This is a genomic window from Methanobrevibacter intestini (genome assembly GCF_047402955.1).
GTDB lineage: Archaea > Methanobacteriota > Methanobacteria > Methanobacteriales > Methanobacteriaceae > Methanocatella > Methanocatella intestini.
This window is the reverse complement of sequence record NZ_CP187956.1, coordinates 1681292-1703999: the sequence shown is the minus strand read 5'-3', so window position 1 is coordinate 1703999 and position 22708 is coordinate 1681292. Positions and strand designations below refer to the sequence as shown.

18 protein-coding genes and 1 tRNA gene are annotated in these 22708 nt (G+C 30.3%); 2 read left to right on the top strand and 17 right to left on the bottom strand.

The features are described from left to right. Window positions 1-195: 195 nt before the first annotated feature. Genes ACMC9J_RS08020 through ACMC9J_RS08010 form a run of 3 tightly spaced genes read right to left on the bottom strand, consistent with a single transcriptional unit; the run spans window position 196 to window position 2321 of the window. Window positions 196-1560 (bottom strand): MATE family efflux transporter, encoded by a 1365-nt coding sequence (locus ACMC9J_RS08020; protein ID WP_427003198.1) that lies wholly within the window; start codon window positions 1558-1560, stop codon window positions 196-198. Between the two features lie 7 nt (window positions 1561-1567). Next, on the bottom strand, window positions 1568-1861 hold the full coding sequence (locus tag ACMC9J_RS08015; RefSeq protein WP_019264170.1) for a 2TM domain-containing protein: 294 nt from the start codon (window positions 1859-1861) through the stop codon (window positions 1568-1570). A gap of 10 nt (window positions 1862-1871) precedes the next feature. Beyond that, entirely contained in the window at window positions 1872-2321 is a 450-nt protein-coding gene (locus ACMC9J_RS08010) for a MarR family winged helix-turn-helix transcriptional regulator (protein ID WP_427003197.1), read from the bottom strand. Window positions 2322-2842: 521 nt separating this feature from the next. Here ACMC9J_RS08010 and ACMC9J_RS08005 point away from each other — a divergent pair. Continuing rightward, complete coding sequence (locus tag ACMC9J_RS08005; protein ID WP_427003196.1) at window positions 2843-3133, top strand: winged helix-turn-helix domain-containing protein; 291 nt, start codon at window positions 2843-2845, stop codon at window positions 3131-3133. A gap of 69 nt (window positions 3134-3202) precedes the next feature. On the opposite strand, the gene ACMC9J_RS08000 is transcribed toward ACMC9J_RS08005, so the two are convergent. The 11 genes from ACMC9J_RS08000 to ACMC9J_RS07950 form a co-directional block, all read right to left on the bottom strand. Beyond that, window positions 3203-4177 (bottom strand): zinc ribbon domain-containing protein, encoded by a 975-nt coding sequence (locus tag ACMC9J_RS08000; RefSeq protein WP_019268361.1) that lies wholly within the window; start codon window positions 4175-4177, stop codon window positions 3203-3205. Between the two features lie 9 nt (window positions 4178-4186). After that, window positions 4187-5089, bottom strand: a complete 903-nt coding sequence (locus ACMC9J_RS07995; RefSeq protein ID WP_427003644.1) for a double zinc ribbon domain-containing protein — start codon at window positions 5087-5089, stop codon at window positions 4187-4189. Next, entirely contained in the window at window positions 5089-5598 is a 510-nt protein-coding gene (locus ACMC9J_RS07990) for a zinc ribbon domain-containing protein (protein WP_019264174.1), read from the bottom strand. Before ACMC9J_RS07990 ends, ACMC9J_RS07995 begins: the two co-directional genes overlap by 1 nt. Then, window positions 5599-7857, bottom strand: coding sequence for a DHH family phosphoesterase (locus ACMC9J_RS07985; protein WP_019264175.1), 2259 nt, complete (start codon window positions 7855-7857; stop codon window positions 5599-5601). It lies immediately after the preceding gene. A gap of 29 nt (window positions 7858-7886) precedes the next feature. Continuing rightward, window positions 7887-8336, bottom strand: coding sequence for a hypothetical protein (locus tag ACMC9J_RS07980; RefSeq protein WP_019264176.1), 450 nt, complete (start codon window positions 8334-8336; stop codon window positions 7887-7889). Between the two features lie 277 nt (window positions 8337-8613). Then, window positions 8614-9006, bottom strand: coding sequence for a desulfoferrodoxin family protein (locus ACMC9J_RS07975; protein WP_019264177.1), 393 nt, complete (start codon window positions 9004-9006; stop codon window positions 8614-8616). 144 nt (window positions 9007-9150) lie between these two features. After that, on the bottom strand, window positions 9151-10386 hold the full coding sequence (locus ACMC9J_RS07970) for an ATP-binding protein (RefSeq protein ID WP_427003195.1): 1236 nt from the start codon (window positions 10384-10386) through the stop codon (window positions 9151-9153). A gap of 265 nt (window positions 10387-10651) precedes the next feature. Beyond that, complete coding sequence (nifU, locus tag ACMC9J_RS07965) at window positions 10652-11020, bottom strand: Fe-S cluster assembly scaffold protein NifU (protein ID WP_019264180.1); 369 nt, start codon at window positions 11018-11020, stop codon at window positions 10652-10654. A gap of 15 nt (window positions 11021-11035) precedes the next feature. After that, on the bottom strand, window positions 11036-12223 hold the full coding sequence (locus tag ACMC9J_RS07960) for a cysteine desulfurase family protein (RefSeq protein WP_427003194.1): 1188 nt from the start codon (window positions 12221-12223) through the stop codon (window positions 11036-11038). 32 nt (window positions 12224-12255) lie between these two features. Beyond that, window positions 12256-13554 carry an O-acetylhomoserine aminocarboxypropyltransferase/cysteine synthase family protein gene (locus ACMC9J_RS07955; RefSeq protein ID WP_019266227.1) on the bottom strand — a complete coding sequence of 433 codons (1299 nt, stop codon included), beginning with the start codon at window positions 13552-13554 and terminating at the stop codon, window positions 12256-12258. A gap of 313 nt (window positions 13555-13867) precedes the next feature. Next, window positions 13868-20062: an Ig-like domain repeat protein gene (locus ACMC9J_RS07950; RefSeq protein WP_427003193.1), complete on the bottom strand. Its 6195-nt coding sequence runs from the start codon at window positions 20060-20062 to the stop codon at window positions 13868-13870. Window positions 20063-20279: 217 nt separating this feature from the next. Here ACMC9J_RS07950 and ACMC9J_RS07945 point away from each other — a divergent pair, with 217 nt between their 5' ends. Continuing rightward, on the top strand, window positions 20280-20804 hold the full coding sequence (locus tag ACMC9J_RS07945; RefSeq protein WP_011953792.1) for a flavodoxin family protein: 525 nt from the start codon (window positions 20280-20282) through the stop codon (window positions 20802-20804). A 7-nt stretch (window positions 20805-20811) separates the two neighbouring features. On the opposite strand, the gene cysS is transcribed toward ACMC9J_RS07945, so the two are convergent. The 3 genes from cysS to ACMC9J_RS07930 all read right to left on the bottom strand — a co-directional run bounded on the left by cysS (window position 20812) and on the right by ACMC9J_RS07930 (window position 22704). Then, complete coding sequence (gene cysS, locus ACMC9J_RS07940) at window positions 20812-22158, bottom strand: cysteine--tRNA ligase (protein ID WP_427003192.1); 1347 nt, start codon at window positions 22156-22158, stop codon at window positions 20812-20814. Between the two features lie 37 nt (window positions 22159-22195). Beyond that, window positions 22196-22267: transfer RNA gene (locus ACMC9J_RS07935), tRNA-Cys, on the bottom strand. A gap of 50 nt (window positions 22268-22317) precedes the next feature. Beyond that, complete coding sequence (locus tag ACMC9J_RS07930) at window positions 22318-22704, bottom strand: transcriptional regulator (protein ID WP_019264185.1); 387 nt, start codon at window positions 22702-22704, stop codon at window positions 22318-22320. Window positions 22705-22708 lie beyond the last annotated feature (4 nt).

Genomic DNA, 22708 nt, shown 5'->3' with positions numbered 1-22708 from the left:
AAACTGCATTAATTACACATTTTTATTAAATTTCCATCGTAAAAACACTTTTTAACATTACAAAAAAAACAGAATTGTTATTATATTGTATTTACACTTTATACTCCAATTAAAATATTAAATATTTCTTTTTAAAACCAGTGCACAGCTTTAAATAAAATTATAAAAAGTAAAAATAAAAAAAGATTAAAGAAATTAGTTTCCGAGTGTTTCTCTAATTCCCTTAATAGTGTATCTGGCATAGAAGTAATTTAAGATACTGGCAGCAGCACGTCCGATAGCCAATCCTGCCCAAATACCAATTAATCCCCAGCCTAAGTAAATTCCAAAGAAAAATGTAGCTCCGACAGTAAAAAGAACTTCCCTTATAATTGTCCATGATAAACTGATTGTTCCTTTTCCAATTCCCTGATAAAAGAAACTTGAAGCCATTCCTGCACCGGTTAAAGGTAGACAAAGACAGGCTATTTGTAAATATCTGGTTATTTCCGGAACCAAATGTGCAGTTTCAGCAGTATATGCAAATATAGTAGCTAATTGAGTTGCAAAAACTACTAAAACAATAGTTACACATGTTCCAAATATTATTCCAAATTTTGCACCGAATTTATGCGCCCTTGAAATATACTCTCCGTTTTTAGCTCCAAATGAACTGCCTACAACTGCTGTAACTGCTGTTCCAATAGCTGTAAGCGGCATTATTGCAAACAAGTATAATCTTTGACCTGATGTAAATGATGCTATTCCAAATTCTCCAGCAATTGAAGAAATAAATATCATATACAAAGACATTGCAATGGACATTACAAGCATATCCATTGATGCAGGAATACCTACTTTTAAAATATCTTTAGCTATACTGGAATCAAATTTAAATTCACCTAAATTAACATCTACATATGTGTCCTTTTTAACTAAAATCCAGTACAATATAACAACAGCTGAACAGACTGAACTTAAAATTGTTGCAATAGCTGCTCCTGCTGATCCCCATCCTAAAATGTAAATACATATCGGATCTAAAATTGCATTTAATATTACGGAAACAACAACTGCATACATTGCTCTTTTCATATCTCCTTCTCCACGAAGGATGCCGCTTGCACCATTTGCAAATATAAAAGCAAATAAACCTAAAAATAAAGGAGTTCCGTATTTAATTCCCTGAGCTAATGACTCGCCACTTGCTCCGTATAATTTAAGCAAAGGTTCCTGAATAATCAATAATGCAATTGTTAAAACTATGGAAGCTACTAAAAAAATCAGCAAAGAATGTGCTGCTGACTGACTGGCTTTCTCATGATTTTTAGCTCCAATAAAACGACTTATACTACTTGTTGCACCACTTCCAAGTCCTACACTTACCCCATTTAATATCATAAAAATTGGAGTTATAAAACCAATGCCTGCAATAGCTTCCTGACCAAGTCCTGCTATCCATATCCCGTCAATAATATTATAGGATGCTGTTAAAAGCATAGAAATCATAATTGGAATCGCCAATTTCTTAACAGCTGTTTCAGGATTACCTCTCATTACTTCAACATTTTTATTACCCATAATTACCCTATTTCCTCATTTTATCCATTTCTTTTTGAATTTTCTCTTCCATCCAATCATCGTCAAATCTGTCATGAAGAACAAATACTTTAATATAATGAAATATTAACCAGACACCCCAAAGAACAGTTACCCATAAAAACCACCACTGGTGTAAATTAGTCCAATTTCCATGAATTTCTGAAAGATTAATAAAAAATAAACATACATTTACAATAATATAACCGTATAAGTATCTGTAAAATTTTACTTTTTTATTAACAAGGCTTTTAGCTTTTTTATAAAGTATCTCTTCATCCATTATTTAAACCTCAGTCATTTACTAAATTGTAACTCTTTCTAGCTACATCCCGTATTACAGCCATAGATTCATCACTTATTTTAGCAAGTCCTACTGAATTATGCCAGTAATCCACCTCTCTTTTTAAAACAGGGATTACTTCCTCTCCTTTTTTAGTTAATTTTAAGATATATTTTCGTCTATTATCCTTATTTATTATTCTTTCAATATAACCTTTGTCTTCTAATTTTCTAAGAGTTTTAGCTACAGTTCCTTTACTTTGACAAAATATATCACAGAGATCCTCCTGTGACAATTCAATTTCAGAAAAATAAATTTTAAGCAGATAATAACTATCACGAAGATTAGTCAGTTCCTTTGATTTTGACCTTGCAAACTTAATTCCATTCTGAGATATATTGTACATCAATAAAATTAAAGACATATCATCAAATATATCCTTTTCTTTACCCATACCCATATTAACACATCATTTAAAAAATATCTATTTTTCTTTATTACTGTTCATTTCTACCCACATTATTTTAAAATAGATATATTTTAATTGTACAGTTAAACATATAAATGTTTTTAAGAAAACAGTTGTTTATGCAATCGTTTTTTTAGATTAAACAAATGTTAAAAAGTTCAATTAAAATATTTCAAAGCTTTTTACCCCCCCCCAAAATCAAATCAACAAATGCCTGAAAAAATTTTGAAAAAAATTGTACAACTTCCAAAAAAATAACCAAACTTATAAAAATTGTTTCAAAATAAACAGTTGAATGTTGATATAATCAACATTCCTTTCAAAAAAGCTAAAATAAACATTATATATAAACTACAATAAAATAGCAAATGAACATATAACAAAATTTAAATAAACTAAACAAAATTATAAAAAAATGGAAAAAGATAATATTAATTGTGTTAAAGATGACCATAGGAAGAACATATAATAGTACAAAACATTTTATATTATGAGATATAGAGTATACTAACATGTCACAAAAAGATGACGAACTTTTGAAATTAACTTCATATGTTGAAATTTCAAAGTACAGAGAAAAAACCTTAAAATCTATTGGAAATAATGTTAAAATACCAACAAACATTGCAAAAGACAGCGGTATTAGAACAAACCATATTTCTAAAGTTTTAAGTGAACTTAAAAGTAAAGAAATCGTAGAATGTATAAATGAAGAAGCTAGAAAAGGAAGATTGTACAGATTAACTGATACAGGTAAAGAAGTATTGGAATCTATAAATGAAAAAAAAGAGGAAGAAAACTGAAACTGCACTTTTCATACTTCCTTTAACAATTACATTTTTCTTTTCTTATGTTTCTTTAAAAAAAATAATTTAAACCCTGTTTTTAATACCTTCCTTTAAAAATTCCAAATTTTCACGATTATTAACATCTGAAGCTTCATCAAAGCTATCAAATAAATAATTAAATATAATCTGATTTTTAACATCCATTTTCACAGAGTCCATAGACTCGTAACCTATAGACTTATAATCCGGATTTTTTAAATCTTTTTTATATTGCAGTTTAATAGCTTCCCTTAAATCATAATCTATATAATCTTCCAGCTGACCAATTATTTCCTCGGCAAAAGTATTGCCCAGCACCATCAAAATCCCAATTTTTTCATCATCAAAAGTTGTTTCTTCAAGCAAATTCTCAAAAGAAGCATAATTTTGATATCCATGAGGAATAAACCTTCCTTCAACAGTATGAGCACAATATTCATTCATTAAAGCCAAATCATTAGACAAACAATACCAGACAAAACCTTCTAATGTAGAAGACTGCTTTACTTGAAACACATCACAAAGCAAACTTTCAATTATGTCAAACAATAAAAAATGAGTCAATTCATGAATAATAGTAGCTATCTGAAATGAATCATCCAAACGGTCATCATAATACAAAACATGACCAAATTCGAATCCGAGTTCTTCACCTCTGGCCTTTGGTCTACATTCGGCAAATACTTCTGCTATACTTAATATTTTTTCTTTAGGATTATGACCTACAATCTTTGAAAATTTTAATTTCTTAAAAATATTTGATAATAATTTATTATAATCTTCATCAGAAATTTCAGCTTTAGCTAATAATAATTTATTATAATCAGTAAACAGCTTTTCAAAGCTATCAATAGATACCGGACGAATTTGCTTATTGCAATTACTGCAATAACTGCTATCATCTGAATTTAATTCCCCGCAAAATGGACAGATATTATCCATAGCTATTCTATTTCCACAGTGAGTGCAATAATTATTTGCTTTAAGATTAGGAGTTCCACATACATCACATTCTTTCATAACTACACCTTATCTGAAAACATTTCTTATAGACTTTCCAGCATTTGACAATTTAATTTTACGATTCATGGCTTTTTTAATGTTTTTACCGCAATTAGGGCAAAATTCAACATCATAATCTACAATTTTTCCACAACTACAAACCAATTTAGATTTAACAAAACGTTTTGGATTCAATTGTCTGTCGCAGCTGCTACAAAATTTGGCAGATATTGGATTTTTAGTTCCACAAACACAAATTAAAGCTTTGTTTTCATTTTTTAAGTCAATTCCACAGTCAACACAGAAATCAGCAGTAACATCATTTAATGTAGAGCAAAAACATAATTTTTGAATATTTCCATTAGTTTTTTCAAAATTATCTAACGGAAATCCACAGTTACTGCAAAACTGACTGAATTCATCATTTTCCTGTCCGCAAAAACAAAAAATAGGATAATCACATTCAAATTCGAAATTACTGTAAAGATCTCTTAATGGAGTTTCTTCATCTTCAACTAATTTTTTCCCACACATTTCACAAAACAAGTTTTCTTTAGAATTAACATGTCCGCATTCACAGGTAACGGTTGTAAATGAAAAGGTAGGTTTTGGTTCAGATTTAAAAATTCTTCTTAATTTACTATGTGTTCTTTTAACACCACAATGATAACAGTAATCATTTTCTTTAAAATTTAAATATCCGCAGGAACAGATTTCATATTTAAAATCTTTTCTGGTGCTTTCAATATAAGGTGAAAAATCTATATCCAAATCAAAAAATCCGATGTCATAAATTGGAAGTGTAAACATATAATCATCCCCATTATCCGTAAATACTGTTCTAGCTCCACAATTCCTGCAGTATTCTTCATTAAGGGATAATCTTTTGCCACAATTGCCACAATAATTTTGTAAACCCATACACATCATCATTTAGTCAAATAAAGATAAATTCTTCTTAAAATCCACCCTATAATCCCCGTAGGAATTACAAATAATCCTGCTATAACTATACTTACACATATCAACAGCAAAATCGCAACAACAGGATTAACCGCAAATTCACTTAAAAAAAATTCAGAATCTACAAATAAGGAAATATAAACAGAAACTGTAAAAAAGAAAACAGCTTCCATTGCTAAAATTACTCTTAATTTGCTAATCCTGTATTTATTTTTTCTCTCATCAAATATATGAAACAATTTGAATTTAAAAGTTGGTTTAGTATGCACATTATCTTTAAAATGTGATTCATTAAATGTATTATTAACCTTTTTCTTTTGTGAAATTTCGCTTGTTTCTTTTGAATACATGGAATTCATAATTGAATTATGTTTTTTAATTGTATTAATGTCCATGTCAACAAAAGAATTGCCGCATTTTACACAAAATTTGGCATAATTAGCATTTTCAAAACCGCATTTAGGACAATATTTCATTTAAAGTTCACTCATGTTTCTTATTTCATTAACAAAACCATCTAAAACTTCTTCCCCTAAACCTTCAATGTATTTTATAGAACCGGCACATTCATGGCCTCCTCCGTCAATACCTGCTGAAGGTATCATTTCAGCTAGTTTAGGAACAATATTATTGACACTGAATCCAAATTTTTCATTAACAGCATCCGTAGCTCTTATTACACCAAAATCAGGACCATGTCCTAAAGTTATAATTGGTTTATCCTCACCTAATTCCTGAACAACACTATCATGAACAAAACCGCAGGTTTTTCCAGGAGCAGGGAATGTAAATTTATGAGCATATTTTTCAACATCAATCATATTGAAGTAAATACCATTCTCAAAATGAGCTTTCTCAATATTAGGAATAGCTGCTTTAAGTTGAGTATCAACACGTTTTAAATATTCTTTATACAATGCATCAATCATTTTTTCATGCTTATCAATATTATCAACAGCTAAAATAGTATCCATAATTCCTCTACCATTCATAAACCTAAGGAAATAAGCTTCAAAGTCAACACATTCAGCTATTTTAGCTAAATGTTCTTTAGTAAATCCTTTTTCTGCTGCCAATTCAAGATACTGATAAACTTCACCACATTCAGCATGATCTCCTAAAGCTGCAATAGCCGGAAGATGTTTGATTAAATCTTTAATTTCAGGATTTATAATATGTGCCACTTCAGTAGCCAGTGCTCCTGCAGTTAGCTGAGAATCTCCCCCAACCAGATAAGGATTTACATGAGTATCAACATATTCATCAACAACAACAGTTCCCCCAATAATTTCCCCATCTTTTTCCTCTTTAGTAAGCAATTCTCCAGGAGAGTGATGATCAATTACTACAACTTCCACATCATAAATTTTAGCCTGCATTAAAGCTACAATATCCTCTTCTGTAGAACCATTATCCAGTAAAACAATTAACGGCAATTTTTGGCCATGTCTTTCTTTGTCTTCAAGAGCAAAAGACAAATCCTTAACTACATCTTCCAATTCATAAAACGGAGCTTTACTTGGAGACCTTTTGAAATAATAATATTGGGCATCATTACTTGGATTTACCTGTTCAACAAGAGGAACAATAGCTTTTTCCATAGCTACTCCAGAACAGATACCATCTGCATCGTTATGATGTCTTAATAAAATAGATCTGCCATCTAAAATAGCTCTCCTAATCTTTTGAGCTGCTTCCCTCATTTTAGGTTTCAATCTGTTTAAAACATCACTTTTAACCATGAAATCAACATCATCAGGTTCTGCCCTTTTATTTAATGCATCTTCAATCAAATCCTGAAGTTTGGCTTTTTTCTCACCTTCCAATTTGGAAATAGACTGGGATTCAATTTGAGGTTTGCCACCATGCTGATTAACTTCACCTAAAACTTCTACAGCATCTCCAACATCAATATCAGGATATGCTCTGACTCCTGCTTCATCAAAAGCAGCTACCCAAGTAATATTTGATTCATCAGTAATTGTAAAAATAGTCGGACCGGAAGTTTGCTGAACCTGTAGGACTTCACCGTCAACACGAACCAATTTACCCATTTTTTCTTCCAAATCAGATATGATAGTTCTAGGAATGCTTTTTGTCTGTTTTATAATATTATAATTTTTAACATATGCCGGAGCCAAATCAATTTTTCTTTCCCTTGATTTAATGGCTGTTATAAATACAATAACATCATCTCCAACTTTATAATTAGATATATCTCCTCTCATAAGTCCCCAGACATTATTATTTAATGTTACAAAAGCACCATATTTTTCAACACGGGTAACTCTACCTTTATAAAGTCTGTCTCTGTCCATATCCCTCATTTGACATAATGCATCTAAGACATAAACATCTTTAACTTCATTTTCTCTCTCCCGTATTTTATCACGTTTCATTCTATCTTCCTTCCTTTTAGTGTGGCAATCTCTACATAAATCATATTTTTCGCTAATTGGTTTTCCACAGTCATTACATACATTAATCTGACCACTGCCATGACAATTAGGGCATTCTTCAAAAACTTCAATTTGACCTTTTCCATGACAAACTTCACATGGAATATCCTGATCAGCCCCTAAATCAAATTTAGCTTTTGCATTACTATTAACTCCTTTAAAATGATTTCCTACATCAAAGGAATCTTGGTAACCAGTTCCGCCACAGCTATCACAGTCTTTATAATCTACAACTACAGAACCTGTTCCCCTACATTTTGGACACTTTTTTTTCAATTTAAAAACCTCATTTTAAAGTAAAAATTTTATCTGAATAAATTTGGATTATCATTAACTAACTTATTTCTTGCATCTTGATACTGAATAGCTTCATCCATTAAGCTATTTGCCTTATTACCATAACTACTTCCTGTAGAATTATCATTATTTTTAAAATAATAAATAGCATGAACCAAATTAGATGCAGCATCTTGCTTTAATTCTACTTCATCAATAATAGTAACTATATATTCTTTATGGACCTCTTTAAAATTATCACTACTATTTTGTATAACTAACAAATCCCTTGAACTTTTATTAAAATTATCGCTTGCATAAAGTGCTTTTTCTAATGCATCATCATAATTTTTATTATTTATTAAATTTACTGCATCATTATACTCTTTATCACCATTAGCTATATTATCACTAATTTCAGCCATTGAATTATCAAGAGAATTCATAGAAAATCCAACATAAACAATAGCAATAGCCATTATAACTAAAAGAAAAATAAAAATTAATGTTTTCTTATAATCTGACACAATATAATTTTTATAAAAACAAGTACTTAAAATTTTTTTTATAAAATATTAATATATAATTCGCGATTTAAACAGAATATGTGCTCCTAATTATACCATATTTTTCATAACATTAAACATTAATTAAACAAAATAATAATAGATGTCAAATAATCTGCTCAGCTATGAAAATATCCGATTCCACAGTAATAAAAAAAAGAAATAAATTTTAAGAAAAGCATCTTAAAATTTATTGGCTGGCCCAAAGGCCATGTAAGTTACAGAATTCCCTTGCAATTGCTTCGTTTGCAGCAAGTAAATCTGCATCAACAGTAAATGTAGCTTTTGGAACATCTCCCGGTTTGAAATGTTTAATATATCTTTCATCACCAACGATTAATTCAACAAATTGGATGAAATGGTCATCGTCCATTGGATGTTGAACTTCACCAACAGCAACTGTAACTTCATTCCCATCAACTGATATAACCGGAACATGTTTAGGAGCTTTATCTCCTTCAGTTTGAGGTTCAATTACATTTTTAGAAGAGTCACAGCAGTCTTTTTCTTCATGTGCATCTACTAAAACTTCAACTATGCTTCCGCAGTCTTCACATTTGAATATTTTTCCATATTCTACCATACAAACATCTCCTCATAATAATTTAAAGAAAGTTTATATTTTAAAGTATATAACATTATTGATTATTTTCACAGTACTATTTGAATTGCATTCTACTTTTTGAACAAACACATATCCGAAAATAGGTTACCGCCAATTTTCCCTTTATAAATCATCTCCGCATAAAAAATCTATAATGTTAATATGTTTAACACCTTTTTTTGAAAAATCATGATTTTCAGTTGTTATTAATATTGATTCATATTTGTCAGGTATTCTTAATAAAGGAGTGATTTCACGATTTAATGTTTTTTCACTTGTTAGTCTGTAGGATACTTGGACATATTTGTATTTACCTGATTTTTCACAAACAAAATCCACTTCTGTATTGTCATTATTTCTGCCTACATTGACTTTGTATCCTCTTCTCAATAGTTCCACATAAACAATGTTTTCTAGGATTTTAGTTACCTTCAAAATATTATCTTCGATTAGTGCATGGTGAAAGCCATGATCCATCAAATAATATTTTCCAAGGATTTTCATTTCTTTTCTTCCTTTCAATTCAAAGCATTTGCATTTGGAAATGAAAAATGATTGGTTTAAATATTCATTATATTTAAGCAACGTGTCTTGAGAAGTATAGATATTATTGCTTTTTAAATAGTTCTTTATGCTTTTGGATGAAAATATTTCCCCAGTACTGCTAATCATATATCTTGTGAAACGTTGCAGCAAATCAATGTTATTTATCTTAAATCTGGAAACCACATCTTCAAACAATATGGAGTTATGAATATCTTTTAGTGCTAATTTTTTAAATTCATTGCTTCCCAATGATAAAATACCCGGCATGCCTCCAAAGTTGAAGTAATCATCATATAATCTATTGATTGAATCATTTGACAGTTCAATTCCTTCGACTTCATTTTTATATTTGAGGAACTCTTTAAATGAAAATGGGTAAACATTGATTGTAAGATATCTTCCAGTCAAAAGTGTTGCCAAATCACCAGACAGTAATTTTGAATTTGAACCAGTAATATATATGTCACAGTCAATGAAAACTCTATAGCTGTTAATGGATTTTTCCCATCCTTTTACTTGTTGAATTTCATCAAAAAATAGATATATTTTTCCCTCAAGGTTTTCAGTTTTGTTATAAACAATTTCATCTAACTGTTTTGAATTATCAATGTATGCATATTCTCTTGATTCAAAGGAGATGAATATTATGTTTTCATCTTCAATACCCATTGACTTAAGTTCATCAATAATATTATACATTAAACTGGTTTTACCCGACCTTCTAATTCCAATGTATACTTTAACAAAATCAGAGTTAATATAATCTTTTAATTGATTAACATAAGCATCACGTTTGATTAATTTATTTATCATTAATATCAACTCATTTACACTTACTATAAAAAATTCCATCTGCAAAAGAAAAATTTCTAGGAATTATAAAAAATTCCATCTGCAAAAGAAAAATTTCTTAATTTAATATTATATATAATAAGCATATAATACTTTCGCAATATTAATAAAATCATGATTATTTCTTAATGTTCAAATAGCCGGGCAGTTTAACTTCCTTAAAAGATTAATGCCACCAATATTAACAACCAAGCAGAAAATTAATGATTGTAAACCTTGAACAGCTTTAATTAGACTTTTCATAATAGTTATCAATAGCTGCCTTAAGTGCATCTGCAGCCAAATTGGAACAGTGCATTTTAACTGGTGGAAGACCATCCAATTCTTCTGCAACATCATTACGGCTAATTTTTAATGCTTCTTCTAATGTTTTGCCAATAGCTATTTCAGTAATCATACTGCTTGTAGCAATAGCTGCTCCGCAACCAAAAGTTTGGAAGGAGATATCATCAATAACATCGTCTTTAACTTTAATATATATAGTCATCAAATCCCCGCAGGTTGGGTTTCCTACTGTTCCTACTCCGTCAGGATTTTCCATTTCTCCTGAATTTCTTGGATTTGCAAAATGATCCATAACTTTTTCACTGTACATATTTAACACCTCAATTTATTTACTTTGACCCATCATTTCTTCATATTTTTCATCAGAATTCCATAAAGGAGACATTTTCCTTAAAGTAGCTACTGACTCTTTAATTGCTTCTACTAAACCGTCAACATCATCGAAGTGAGTTTGGGAACCTAAAGATATTCTTAAGGAACCATGTACATCAACATCATCAAGATTAAGAGCTTTTAATACAGGAGATGCTTCTAAAGTTTTAGATGAACATGCTGACCCTGTTGATGCCTGATATCCTTTTGCATCTAAAAGAAGAATTAATGATTCTCCTTCAATAGATGAGAATCTGAAATTAATGATATTAGGCAGTCTTTCATTTCTATCACCATTAAGATAAGATTCAGGAACTGCATCCAATACTTTTTCAATAATTTCATCTCTTGTTTTGACTAATCTTTCATAATTTTCTTCCAGATTACTATTAGCTATTTCACAGGCTTTACCAAATCCAACAATACCTGGAATATTTTCAGTACCTGATCTGATTCCTCTTTCCTGGCCACCACCATGAATAAGAGGAGTTATTCTAACACCTTTTTTAATATATAATGCTCCAACACCTTTTGGACCATGGATTTTATGAGATGATAAGGATAATAAATCAACATTTAATTCTTCAACATCCACTTTAACTTTACCGAATGTCTGAACTGCATCAGTGTGGAAAAGAATTTTATGTTCTCTTGCTAATTTACCAATCTCAGCAATTGGCTGAAGAGTACCAATTTCATTATTACCGTGCATAATGGTAATTAAGATTGTTTCTGGAGTAATAGCATCTTTAACATCCTCGACTTTTACAATACCGTTTTCATAAACCGGAAGGTAAGTTACTTTGAAATCTAAAGTTTCAAGGAAATGGAGTGTTTCTTTAACTGCAGGATGTTCAATTTCAGAAGTAATAATATGGTTTCCCTTACCTCTTAATTTTAAAGCTATACCTTTAATAGCTAAATTATCAGATTCTGATCCGCCACTGGTAAATATTATTTCTTTAGAATCAGCATTAATAGCATCAGCTACTCTTTGTCTTGCTTCATCTAAACCCTTTTTAGCTTCACGACCAACAGAGTACAAAGTAGACGGATTTCCATAGGATTCTCTGAAATAAGGCTCCATTTCTTTTAGTACTTCTTCACTAACTGCAGTAGTTGCTGAATTATCCAAATACATCTTATAATCTCCTTTTATTTTTTTATTAAAATTTAAATTTTATCTAAAGCACGTGAAAGATCATCAATCAAGTCATCTGCATCTTCAAGACCAATAGACAACCTTACAAAGTCCGGTGTAACACCAGTAGCTAATTGTTCTTCTTCTGAAAGTTGTTGGTGAGTAGTACTTGCAGGATGTATTGCTAAACTTTTTGCATCACCAATATTTGCAAGAAGAGAGAATAATTCCAAGTTATTGATAAATTCCTTACCTGCTTCCTCTCCGCCTTCAATACCAACACCTAAAATACCTGCATAATAACCATTTAAGTATTTTTTAGCAGTTTCATGTGAAGGATGAGATTCTAAACCAGGGTAACTTACCCATTTAACTTTAGGATGGGATTCTAAGAATTTAGCTACTTTTAAAGCATTTTCAGAATGTCTTTTTACTCTCACATCCAAACTTTCAAGCCCTTGTAAAAACAAGAAACTGTTAACTGGTGCCTGAGTTGATCCCAAGTCACGTAATAATCTTGCTCTAGCCCTTAAGGTAAAAGCTATATTTCCAAGTTCTGGAACATCTCCAAATGCATCCCAGAATACTAATCCATGATAACTTGGATCAGGTTCTGTAAATTGTGGGAATTTACCATTACCCCAGTTAAATTTACCTGAATCTACAATGTATCCTCCAATAGAAGTTCCATGACCTCCAACATATTTAGTTGCAGAAGCTGCAATAACGTCAGCACCATGTTCCAAAGGTCTTACTAAACCTACACCAATTGTATTATCTACAATTAATGGAATATCATGACTATGAGCAATTTCAGCTAAAGCTTCGAAATCAGGCACATCTAATTTTGGATTACCGATAGATTCACAGTAAACAGCTTTGGTTTTATCAGTAATCGCATCTTCAAATGCCTGTAAATCAGTTGAATCCACAAATTTAACATTCCTTGCCAAATCTTTGAAGGTGTAATCAAATAACTGGTAAGTTCCGCCGTAAAGATTATCTGCAGATACAATTTCATCACCTGGAGAGGTAATGTTTAAAATTGCATAAGTAATTGCTGCAAGACCGCTTGAAGTACCTAATCCAGAATTACCTCCTTCAATAGCAGCTATCCTTTTTTCAAATACTTCAGTTGTTGGATTAGTTAATCTGGAGTAAATTTGACCAAATTCCTGTAATCCAAACCTCCTTGCTGCTTCTGCAGCATCTTTAAATACATATGAACTTGTTTGATAAATCGGTACAGCACATGCTCCAGTAACTGGATCCGGTTCTTGACCTGCACGTACACCTAATGTGGATGATTTGTATTGTCTTTTTTCTACCATATAATCACCTATAATTCTTTTAAATTTAATATTATTACACTACAACCCATATTCTTAAAAATCCCATATTTTATATCCCTTCTAAACTAAATATGATGTGCATTATGATTTTCAATATAAATATATCACATGTTATAGTGATATATAACAATAGTTATTTAACATATATAAATGTTTGGGTAAACCTAAAAATAGGGCTTACGAAAAATAAATGAAATTATAATGTGTGTTATAATATCATATAACAATAGACATTTAAAATATATAAAGGTTTTTATTAAAAAAAGAAAAAGAGAATTTGGAATCCTCTTTTTTAAGCAATTGTAATATTGTTTCCAACCTGATATTCGTTCCAGATAGATGTGATGATATATTTACCTGGGTTTAATCGTATATTCAAGTTAGCTATACCGTTTTCATCTGTTGTTTTATAGTAGAATACACCGTTTACGTTAAATGATATGTTCTGTTTAGCTAATGCTTTGCCTTGACCGTCTAATGTTTGTGCAGTGAAGTTGCTGCCGTCTAAGTATTTCATGTCAAGATCTTTAGTAATTAAAGTTGGCAATACTGTAATGTTGTTGGAGACTCTGCAGCCTTCGTATTCAGCAGTTACAATGTAGGTGCCCGGACGTAACTTAATACCCAAGCTAACAATACCATTGTCATCAGATACTCTGTGGTAAAAGACTCCGTTGATGTTGAAGGTTACTTCCTGACCAGCTGCAATTTTACCGTCTTTACCAATAACCTTAAGAGTATAACCGGATTCATTTAAGTAATATTTAACCAAATCAGAATTACCAACAAGTAATGATTTGACAGTTACTTTATTTGAGTTTTCCTCACCAGTAACCGGATTATAATTAGTTATAATGTATTCTTTAGGAAGCAACTGAATATTTAAAGTAGCTATACCTTCACCATTAGTATTTTTAGTATAGAAAACACCATTAATATTAAACTTAACCGCAGTATTTGCTAAAGCTTTACCGTTGCTGTCTATGAATAGTGCAGAATACTGAGTTGCATTTCTAAACATTTTAACAATATCATGGCCAATAACAGTAGATTTAATTGTTATATTACATTTAACAGAGATATTGTTGTAATTTGAAGTTCCATTAAACAGTACTAATCCTTCATATACTCCGGGCATTAACTTAAGTGCCATTGAAGCAGTTCCTTTATTATCAGTAATTTTAGTATAATTTACACCATTAATTACAAATATTAAAGTTTCATTAGCTATCGGATTACCTTTATAATCAGTTAAAACTGCTGTAAATCTGCTTCCATCTTTATAAAACATAACAATGTCATTTGCTTTTAAGTTAACATTTTTATTAATATCTACAGTCATATTAAGCTGTTTAGTATAATTAACATAGTTATTATCTCCAGAATAAGATACAACAACATTATAAGTACCATTATCCAATACATCAGTGGTAATTTTAGCAGTTCCATTAACTACAGTTGCATTATACTTTTTATTTCCAATGATTATTGTAACATTTCCTGTTGCATCTTTTGGCAGACTTACAGTTATTGTAGCATTTTCTCCACTTTGAACCCTGGAAATATCAACATCAATGTCATATTTAGCTATTTTGCCTACATTAAATGAGGTTATGTTTGTACTAGCTCCATAATTAGCATCTCCACTATATTTAACTACAATGTCATATTTGCCGACAGGCAAGTCACTTACAATTAAACTGGCTTTACCATCTTTAATATTAACAGTAGTATTTTTATTGTTAACACTAACAACCACATTACCTGTTGCATTTTTATTGACAAATACATCAATTGTAGCATTTTCACCTACAACAATATCATTAACATTGATTAAAATAATTGAGGTTTCTTTAGCTACAATAACTTTAATATTAAATATTTCATTACCAGATTCTACAGTAATTGTATCATTGTCAGATATTGTGTAATTAACACTAGCTGCATTATTAATAACTTTAGCCAGATTATCTGATAATGTGCCATTAATCGCACTGAATTTAACATTAAATTCAGGAAGAGTTTTAGTTAAATCATAAAGTTTTCCATCGTTGCCTTGATATTTATCAAATGTTGCTTTTATAACTTGATTTCCTGTGATATTTTCAATAATGTTTGGAGTTACACTCATAATAATCCAATTTGAAACATCTACATCTTCACATGGAGTATCTTCATCCCATTTACCTGCACCAACCAATTTTGAAGGATCATTATTAGTTCCCCACCAGTTGTATTGTGCATTAGCAGAAGGATTGTATCCGCAATTATAAATTACATAATTAGGGGAAGCATTTTCCAATAATACTGAATAATGAATGTTTAAATTACCATAATTATAAATTGCATTTCCATAATATCCATTACCTGCAGCATTGTCTTCAAATATGGAATTTAATATGTTTACATCACCTCTAGCCAAAATAGCTCCACCATCCTTAGCAGCCATATTATCTCTAAATGTGGCATTAGTTATGTTTACTTTAGAACTTAAAGACCATAAAGTAATAGCTCCTCCATTTCCTACAGTAACTCTGTTAGATTCAAAAATAGAGTTTTCAACTATAAGGTTTCCATTGGAAATATAAACAGTTCCCAATCTTGCAATATTATTGTCAAAATCAGAATCAACTATTTTTACAGTACCTCCCGTTGAATAAACAATTCCATATGATGAAGTGCCTGAAGCGATATCATTGCCTGATACAGTTGAATTAATCAATGCAAGATTATTGCTGTTGTATATTAATCCATGTCCAATATTATGAATTATTTTAGAGTTTTTGATTGTCATTACTCCAGTATTGTAAATAGCACTCATAGTATTAGCTAAAGCATCAGTTATTTCATTATCATAAATGCTTATATTATTTAGTGTAAAATCAGCTCCTAAATTATAAACTGCACATCCAAAGTTGCTTTTTGCTTTAGTTAATTCCAAATTAGCTAAATTAATAACTGCAGATTTATTTGTTGTAGAAATTATTTTGCCATTATTATCAGCATCAATAATGACTTTGCCTGAACCAATTATATTTACAGACTTGGTTATTTCCAATCCATATTCCAGATAAGTTCCCGGCGCTATGTAAATTGAATATCCGTCACTTACTAATTCTAAAGCTTTTTTGATTGTAGCTACAGGACTGGTTTGGCTACCATTGTTTTCATCATTTCCTTCCTTAGATACCCAGACATCTCTTTTAACTTCTTTTATAATGACATCAATGACTGAACTTTGATTGGCAGACTTTACAACAATTTTATTGCTGTTTTCTATAGTATATGAAAAAGTAACTAATCCGTTGACAGTATTTAGAATATTTCCATCAAAATCAACTGCTGTTTCCGGAATATGTTTTGTTAATGTATGAATTTTACCACCAACACCCATATAATGGTTGAAATCAACATTGACATTTATAGTTTCACCTTTTTCACCGGAAATACTTTCAGGAGCATTCATTATTACCCAATTTTTAATATCCTTTCCTGCAGGTGTGTTGGTTCCCCACCAGTTATAATCAAGAGAAATTTCGGATTTGCCGTCTTCTTCCACACTTGTATAATTAACAAATCTGTTGTTAGTGATAATACAATAATCTGCATTTAAAGAAGATCCGTCTCCAAAATAAAAAATACTGTTTTCAAGGTTATTTCCGTCAACAACAGAATTTGACATTTTTAAAATAGTATTTTTAGAAATTGAAATTAAATATTTGCTGTTTACATTGTTTATTAGAGTGTTAACAATATCCACAGAACCTGAAGAAATATACAATACTCCCAAATCAGCATTAATATTGCTGAATGTAGAGTTATATATTTTAATATTATTGCCATATACTTTTAAAACTGCAGATCCGTCATTTTGTGAAAATACAATGTTATTAAATTCCACATTATCTGCTTTGCAGACAAATGCATTATTGGTCAAAATAACTTTACCTAAACCTGTAATAGATACTTCCTTATTTATTGTTATCTGACCTTGAGAATAAGTTCCTTCCATAACATATATTGTAGATGAATTTTTAGCCAGCTCAATTGCTTTAGCTATTGTAGCTACCGGAGAGTTTTCACTGCCGTCATTTGCATCATTACCATCAGCTGACACCCAAATAGCATCAATGACTTTGGAAATAATCTTAATAGTAGCTGTTTGGTTACCTGATTTTACAGTAATTGTATCATTATTATTTACAGTATATGGAACACTAGCTATTCCATTAACACTATATGCAACATTGATTAACAAAGTTCCATTGATTGTACTGAATTTAACAGTTATTGGAACATTTACAGCCAAATCATAAATTTTACCACTTGCATCTGTATAATGATTGAAATATACTTCCACATCAATTGTTTTACCTTTTTGAGCAGTTATATTCTCAGGTGTGGTCATTATAATCCATTTGCTGATTTTATCATTGGAAACAGTATTATTTCCCCACCAGTTATAATCCATAGTAACTGCAGCATTTCCTGATTTAACATTGAATATTTTGTTAACTTTATTATCAACAATGCTGGAATAAGATACATCAAGAGCATTTCCATTTGTAAGCTGGAAAATTTCACTCTCAGAGCTGTCTCCAGCAGTATTATTTGAAATTACCGTGTTTTTAATATTAATATTGGCATTTGCACTTGATCCGTAAATAAGATACTGACCAAAACCAGTAGAAGTCATACCAACAGTATTATTCACAATTACAGTATTGAAAATAGTTAGTTTTCCTCTTGTTTCTATTACTGCCTGCATTGGACCGGATGAACCTCTAATAACAGTATTATTTAAAGTTACAACTGCATTTGAATCATCAATATAAAATATCCCCCTTAAATATGCATACTTATCATTTTCTACAATATTATCAGCTAATTTGGAATTTGAAATAGTTAATCCGTCAAAAATATACTCCCCACTTCCAGAAACATGAATAATAGCTGATCTGGAAGCAGTTCCCACTACATTTTCAAAAGTACAGTTTTTAATTTCTGCATTTGCAGTAGTTCCTATGTCCATAGCACCATATCTGGCTCCAATATCTTTAAAAGTACAATTAATTACTTTAAGAGAACCATCACCTTCAATATATAATGCTGCAGATCTTGTTTCTTCAGATATTAAATTTGCAAAAGTAATGTTTATAAATTCCAAATTGCATCCGTCTTCAGTACATGAAAATGCACGGTTTCCAGTTCCTCTTACAACCACATTATTTCCTTCACCAATAAATGATAGGGTTTTATTGATTTCTAAAACTTTTTGAGAATACTCCCCATCCATTATATGAATAGTATAACCTGATTTTGCTATTTCAATAGCTTTAGTTATGCTGGCTAATGGTTTGTCTTTACTGCCGTCGTTAGTATCACTACCTGTAGTTGCTACCCATAACTCATCAATACTTCCGTCAAGATTAATTTTAATATTTTTAGTATTGGAATCTTTAATTAAATCTTTACCAACACTTAACGTTGCAACACCATTAGCTTTAGGGCTAACGCTAACTTCTGCAGCTCCGTTTTTGACAGTTATACTGTTCTGATTCAAGGTAGCATATTTTTCATCGATAATTGCATTAAGATTAAATACAGGCAGTTTTGTATTATTAAATACAATCTGATAAGCAGAATCTCCAGAAATAGTATTATTACCGACAATACTTAATTTAGCTATTGTAAAATCACATTTATACAATATTCCAACAGAACCATAGGTAGCTGCATTTGTACCCCAGTAATTATCCCTACAGCTTTTAATATATTCAATATTTACATGATTGATATTGTTTATAAAAACATTATTGTCAATAGTGTTTACATTCAATCCATTTTCAAGTAATGCATTGGAAATATTGTTATTCATTATTACATTACTGTTTATAAAAACTGAATTATATCCGCTGACTCTGAATATGTTAGTTGCAGTATTATTGATAAAATAAGAATTGGTTACAGTTAATGAACCTCCATCAGCCCATATTAAACTTTTATATCCTGAATTTTGAAAAGTAACATTATCCAGTACAAGATTACCTCCATTTTGATAAATTAACCCTTTATCATCTGCATTATAATTCAAATCAGTTATTATAACATTTTTTAAAGTTAAAGTACCTTTATTAACAGCAAACAACCTTACATCTTTGGAATTGCTTCCATTTATTATGTGTGATGCACCATCAACAGTTGTATCTTTATCAATTATGATACCTGATGATAAAGAACCGTCACTTGAAGAATCATATTTATAATCCTTATCCAAACTTATGTTCGGATTTGCCTGAATATTCGAATTCAAATCACTAAATGTTCCAACATCCTCAGGAGCAGTTAAAACATCCTCAGAATATGTGGAATTAACTTGCAAGCCATCATTATATCCAACATTATTTAAATCTTCATTAGCATTAACTAATGACATGGAAAATGTTAAAATAATCATGATAACTAAAATAAATCTTTTTTTAATCATCATATCCCCGTTAACTTCATTTTAAATTAATATACATTGAAACTTAAAGTTTTTTATTGAAATAAAATAATTCTTAAGTTTAATCAATATATTTATAATACAAGCATATTTATGATTTGTCAAAATATTTTGAGCAAATTAAGGAAAAATGTTGCAAAAAACAATAATTTAAATATAACACAAACATAAATTTACAAGTATAGGAGAGTGTAAAATTATGAAAACTGTAGCAATCGTAGGAAGTCCTAGAAAAGATGGAAACTGTGATATTTTAGTAAACAAAGTATTGGAAAAAATTGACGGTGAAAAAAGCATTTACTATCTTAATGAATTAGATATTGGTTTTTGTAAAGCCTGTCAAGCCTGTCAAAAAGGTGACTGTGTAAAAGATGATGATGCAAGAAAAATCATTGATGAAATGCTTGAAGCAGATTTATTTATTTTCTCAAGCCCAATTTACTATGGTCAAATGAGCGGACAAGCAAAAACATTAATTGACAGATTCTATCAAGTTTCACAAAATCCAAATAAAAGCTTAGAAGGTACAAAAGTAATAGAAATATTTACCCAGGCTCAACCAAGCGATGCATTTGCAGCCTACATTGATTCAATGAAAGTTATACCATTTGGATACATGGGTATGGAAATAATCGATACCATTGTTGCAAAAGGAGCTGCTGGAAAAGGTGACGGATTAGAAGAAGCTATTGCACAAATAGAAAAAATAGGAGATAAATTATAAATCTCCTCTAATCACTTATTTCATAACCTAAATCAGTTAGCTGATTTCTTATTTTATCAGACAATTCATATTGTTTGTTGTTTCTTAATTTTTGTCTAACATCTGAAATTAAAGTTAATAATTCATCAGAAGATCCTGTATCTTTTAAAACAAAATCAATACCTAAAATAAAACCAACATCATCTAAAAATTCACGAATAGCTGAAACATCTTCATCAGCTAAAGAATCAATTTCACTTTTGGAATCATTTATTAATCCGAAAATAGCTGCAATAGCTTTTGGAGTGTTGAAATCATCATCCATACTTTTAAAGAATTCTTCTTTAGCAATTTTTAATGGAGCATAATCAGAAGTGGCATTTTCTATGATTTCACATTCTAATGATTCATAATATTTTTTAATTTTATCTAAACTTTTTTCAGACTGATGAAGTGACTCTTTTGAAAAGTCAATTGGACTTCTGTAATGAGTAGACAATACAAAGAACCTGAATACATCAGCATCATATTCTTTAAGTAATTCACGAATCGTAATGAAATTATTTAAAGATTTGGACATTTTTTCTCCTGAAACATTTAAAAATCCGGTGTGTAACCAGTAATTTACCATAGGACTTTTTCCGCTAACTGCTTCCATTTGGGTGATTTCTGCTTCATGATGAGGGAATATCAAGTCAAGCCCACCTCCATGAACATCATATTGCGGTCCGAAGTAGTATTCAGTAATAGCTGTATCTTCAATATGCCATCCAGGTCTTCCTTCACCCCATGGAGAGTTCCATACAGGTTCATCTACATTTTCTCTTTTTTTCCATAATGCAAAATCAATCGGATTTTTCTTAGTAGTTTTAGCTATTTCCCTATGGGATTCCAATTCTTCAATGTTTCTATTTGATAATTTTCCAAATTCCTTAAAATTGTCTATTCCAAAATAGACTCCGTCTTCAGTTTCATAAGCAAAACCTTTATCAATTAATCTTTGAATTTGGTCAATTATTTCACCCATGTGGTCAGTAGCTCTTGCAAATAAATTAACACCTGTGACATTTAATTTAGCCATGTCTTCAATATATCTTTTTTCAAACTTCTTAGCTATATCACCTGCAGGAATTCCAGTTTCTTTTGACCTTTTAATTATTTTATCATCAACATCAGTAATGTTCTGAATATAAAATACTGTATAACCTTTATATTCCCAGTATCTTTTTATTGTATCAAAAGAAATGTAAGTTCTTCCATGGCCAATATGAGCATCATCATAAACAGTAGGTCCACAAACAAATAAATTAATTCTATTATCATTCATGGTTTCAAAACTTTCTTTACTACGAGTTAAAGTAGAATAAATTTCCATAAAAATACCTCAAAAAAAGCAATATAATTAATAATGAAGGCAAGCTAGGGATTTGAACCCCAGTATCATGGTCTGCAGCCACGCACCTAAGCCGCTCGGTCAGCTTGCCATAAAAAATAAAACAGTAATTAATAGTTTGACTATTATTACATATATAGTTTACGATTTACATTCTGTAACTTCAGAACCTAAACAACCTTGACAATCTTCATCAAGATCATTTTTATCAATGTTTAATTGTTTTAAAACATCCCCAATTTCAATATGTTTGCAAATAGAGCATGTTCTACCAATTATTTCTGTTTTTTTAGCTTCACCATTATGTAATTGAATAGCTAATTCATTAACCATTTCTTTTACATTTGAACTTAAAACAACACCACTACCTCTTTTATCAGTAATATACTGAGATACAGCAGGTTGAGTTATATCCATAAGTTCAGAAACATCCTTTTGTTTCATACCTAAAGCCAATAAATCTTTAGCTAATTCTGATCTAATTGCAGGTATTACATACCATACAACAATTTCACAAGGCGGTTTCATGTTA

Bases quoted from the DNA above. Each gene is read 5' to 3' on its own strand.
- ACMC9J_RS07970 (WP_427003195.1), bottom strand. From the start codon at position 10,386: ATGATAAATAAATTAATCAAACGTGATGCTTATGTTAATCAATTAAAA.
- ACMC9J_RS07930 (WP_019264185.1), bottom strand. From the start codon at position 22,704: ATGAAACCGCCTTGTGAAATTGTTGTATGGTATGTAATACCTGCAATT.
- cysS (WP_427003192.1), bottom strand. From the start codon at position 22,158: ATGGAAATTTATTCTACTTTAACTCGTAGTAAAGAAAGTTTTGAAACC.
- ACMC9J_RS07980 (WP_019264176.1), bottom strand. From the start codon at position 8,336: ATGGCTATTGCTATTGTTTATGTTGGATTTTCTATGAATTCTCTTGAT.
- ACMC9J_RS07960 (WP_427003194.1), bottom strand. From the start codon at position 12,223: ATGTATTTGGATAATTCAGCAACTACTGCAGTTAGTGAAGAAGTACTA.
- ACMC9J_RS08000 (WP_019268361.1), bottom strand. From the start codon at position 4,177: ATGAAAGAATGTGATGTATGTGGAACTCCTAATCTTAAAGCAAATAAT.
- ACMC9J_RS07955 (WP_019266227.1), bottom strand. From the start codon at position 13,554: ATGGTAGAAAAAAGACAATACAAATCATCCACATTAGGTGTACGTGCA.
- nifU (WP_019264180.1), bottom strand. From the start codon at position 11,020: ATGTACAGTGAAAAAGTTATGGATCATTTTGCAAATCCAAGAAATTCA.
- ACMC9J_RS08010 (WP_427003197.1), bottom strand. From the start codon at position 2,321: ATGGGTATGGGTAAAGAAAAGGATATATTTGATGATATGTCTTTAATT.
- ACMC9J_RS08020 (WP_427003198.1), bottom strand. From the start codon at position 1,560: ATGGGTAATAAAAATGTTGAAGTAATGAGAGGTAATCCTGAAACAGCT.
- ACMC9J_RS07945 (WP_011953792.1), top strand. From the start codon at position 20,280: ATGAAAACTGTAGCAATCGTAGGAAGTCCTAGAAAAGATGGAAACTGT.
- ACMC9J_RS07975 (WP_019264177.1), bottom strand. From the start codon at position 9,006: ATGGTAGAATATGGAAAAATATTCAAATGTGAAGACTGCGGAAGCATA.
- ACMC9J_RS07990 (WP_019264174.1), bottom strand. From the start codon at position 5,598: ATGAAATATTGTCCTAAATGCGGTTTTGAAAATGCTAATTATGCCAAA.
- ACMC9J_RS07995 (WP_427003644.1), bottom strand. From the start codon at position 5,089: ATGATGTGTATGGGTTTACAAAATTATTGTGGCAATTGTGGCAAAAGA.
- ACMC9J_RS07950 (WP_427003193.1), bottom strand. From the start codon at position 20,062: ATGATTAAAAAAAGATTTATTTTAGTTATCATGATTATTTTAACATTT.
- ACMC9J_RS08015 (WP_019264170.1), bottom strand. From the start codon at position 1,861: ATGGATGAAGAGATACTTTATAAAAAAGCTAAAAGCCTTGTTAATAAA.
- ACMC9J_RS08005 (WP_427003196.1), top strand. From the start codon at position 2,843: ATGTCACAAAAAGATGACGAACTTTTGAAATTAACTTCATATGTTGAA.